Origin of the sequence: Methanobrevibacter sp. (genome assembly GCF_045220775.1) — an archaeon.
Taxonomy (GTDB): domain Archaea; phylum Methanobacteriota; class Methanobacteria; order Methanobacteriales; family Methanobacteriaceae; genus Methanocatella.
The window spans coordinates 1-2,605 of the sequence record NZ_JBGUWC010000040.1 but is presented as its reverse complement, the minus strand read 5'-3'; the positions used below and the strand labels follow the sequence as shown (position 1 = coordinate 2,605).

General features: G+C 35.7%; 2 protein-coding genes. Both read left to right on the top strand.

The window, feature by feature from the left end; genetic code table 11:
- Positions 1-166 precede the first annotated feature (166 nt).
- Entirely contained in the window at positions 167-1,765 is a 1,599-nt protein-coding gene (locus ACJROP_RS02105) for a bifunctional N(6)-L-threonylcarbamoyladenine synthase/serine/threonine protein kinase (RefSeq protein ID WP_406533850.1), read from the top strand.
- A 538-nt stretch (positions 1,766-2,303) separates the two neighbouring features.
- A partial coding sequence (locus ACJROP_RS02100) for a non-canonical purine NTP pyrophosphatase (RefSeq protein ID WP_406533849.1) occupies positions 2,304-2,605 on the top strand: 302 nt, incomplete at its 3' end.

Sequence of the window (2,605 nt, the reverse complement as noted above, 5' to 3'; positions counted from 1 at the left end):
GTTTTTGAACATATCGCTGAGGTTAACGTCTCCTGTCAATTTTTTAACTCTTTTTTGTTCTGGAGTATTAGCACTATAAAATCCCATGCTTTTAATTATGTTCTTTAAATTTAAAAAATATTTTTATATTTTCAAATGAAATATAGTAAATAATTAAATTTTTCAGTTGATTATTTTGATATGTTTAGGAATTGAAGGGACAGCAGAAAAAACCGGTGTGGGCATTGTTGACAGTGATGGAAATATTCTAGCCATGGCTGGAAAACAGCTATTCCCGGAAGAGGGTGGAATTCACCCGAGAATAGCTGCAGAGCATCACGCCGAATGGATTCCTAAACTGATTCCTCAAGCTGTTGAGCAAGCGGGAATTTCATATGATGACATTGACTTAATCTCATTTTCACAGGGCCCCGGTTTAGGTCCTGCCTTAAGGATAGTTGCAACATCTGCAAGGAGTTTGGCATTATCACTTAATAAACCTATTATTGGTGTTAATCACTGTATCGGACATGTTGAAGTTGGAAAACTTGACACAGGTGCAGTCAATCCTGTTTCACTTTATGTAAGCGGAGGAAACAGCCAGGTAATTGCATATGAAAGCGGAAGATACAGGATTTTTGGAGAAACCTTGGACATAGCAATTGGAAATTGCCTTGATCATTTTGGCCGTGAAACTGGTTTGGGCCATCCTGGCGGACCGGTCATTGAAAAGCTTGCCAAACAGGGCTCTTACATTGATTTGCCATATGTCGTAAAGGGCATGGACTTTTCATTTTCAGGTTTGCTGTCTGCAGCTTTAAGGGAAGCTGAAAAGGGAACTCCAATGGAGGACATTTGCTTTTCACTTCAGGAAACTGCCTTTTCCATGCTTGTTGAAGTGACTGAAAGGGCATTGTCCCACACCCAAAAGGATGAAGTGATGCTGTGCGGAGGCGTTTCAGCCAATTCACGTTTGCGCGAAATGCTCAAGACAATGTCTGAAGAGCACGGCGCCAAGTTTTACATGCCTGAGATGAAGCTCTGCGGTGACAATGGTGTAATGATTGCATGGCTGGGACTTCTGATGTGCAAGGAGTTTGGACCGATGGATTTGTCCGAAACAGGCATCATTCAGAAATTCAGAACCGATGAGGTAGATATTCCCTGGATTGACAATACCAAATCCTATTTGGAATTAAGCGATGATTTGATAGCTAAAGGAGCCGAGTCCAATATAGTCAAATCCAGCTATTTAGGTGAAAAGGCAGTCTTAAAGGATAGGATTCCTAAGCATTACAGAATCTCTGAAATTGACGATAAGATTAGAAAAGCAAGAACCAAAGAGGAAGCCAAGCTGTTATCCGATGCAAAACGTGCCGGCGTCAGAACTCCAATCCTATATGATGTCAATTTAAAGGACAAATCAATTTTGATGGAAGAGATTGATGGCGAAATGGTTAAGGACATTATCAATGAGGATTTGGCATTCAGAATCGGCCGGGAAATCGCTAAACTTCACTCTGCAGATATCATTCATGGGGACATCACAACTTCCAATATCATGCTTCAGGATGATAAGTTGGTGTTCATTGATTTCGGGCTTGGAAGATATTCTCATTTTGAAGAAGACAAAGCTGTCGACTTACTTGTTTTAAAGAAATCCCTTCAAAGTATTGACTATAATTTGGCTGTAAAATACTTTGATTGCGTATTGAAAGGTTATGATAATGAAAAAATGGTTAATCACATATCTGACATAGAATCTCGTGGAAGGTATACTCACTAATTTTTTTTCCAAATGGGTGCAATTTTATAGTGTTAAAGCAATTTAACTAATTAAAATTACTTTTTTTAACATAATACAAGTTAAAAAGCTTTAAATATTTTGAATATAAATAATAATCCATGGAATCGTTTTTAAAATGGTTCCGTAGGAGGATTAAATGAAAAAAAGCACAAAAATAGTAATTGCACTCCAATTAACCTCTACAATAATTGGATTAATACAATTACTATATACTATTAGAGGAGGATGATTAAAATCATCCTTCTATTGATAGTAATTATGTGCTTTTTTCATTTATATATCTTTCTTAAAATGAATAAGGTGGTTTAAGGCAATGATGTTCTTTTTATCAGCAATAAACATAATTATTATATTTGTTATCATAATATTGATATATAGAACTCCTCAAATTGAATATAGAAACATATTATTTGCTTTAATGGTTTTACAGTTAGTGTTAATCACAACAAACATAATATTCAATTAAGTTTTCAGTAAACCAACACATATAATAAAAGTCACCAATATATTTAAAAATATGATAACATTTATAACTGGTAACGAACATAAAGTTAAAGAAGCAGAGAATATTTTCAAAGATTATGACATTAAATTGGAGCATATTGATTTAGGTTACGAAGAGCCTCAAGGAACTCTTGAGGAAGTGGCCATATCAGGCGCAAAATATGCTTGTCGTAAACTTGACAAACCTGTGATTGTGGAAGATGCTGGTTTATTCATTAAAGCTTTAAACGGATTTCCGGGGACATATTCTCATTATGTTCAAGATACCATTGGAAATCAGGGAATTTTAAAGTTATTAACCGATACTGATGACCG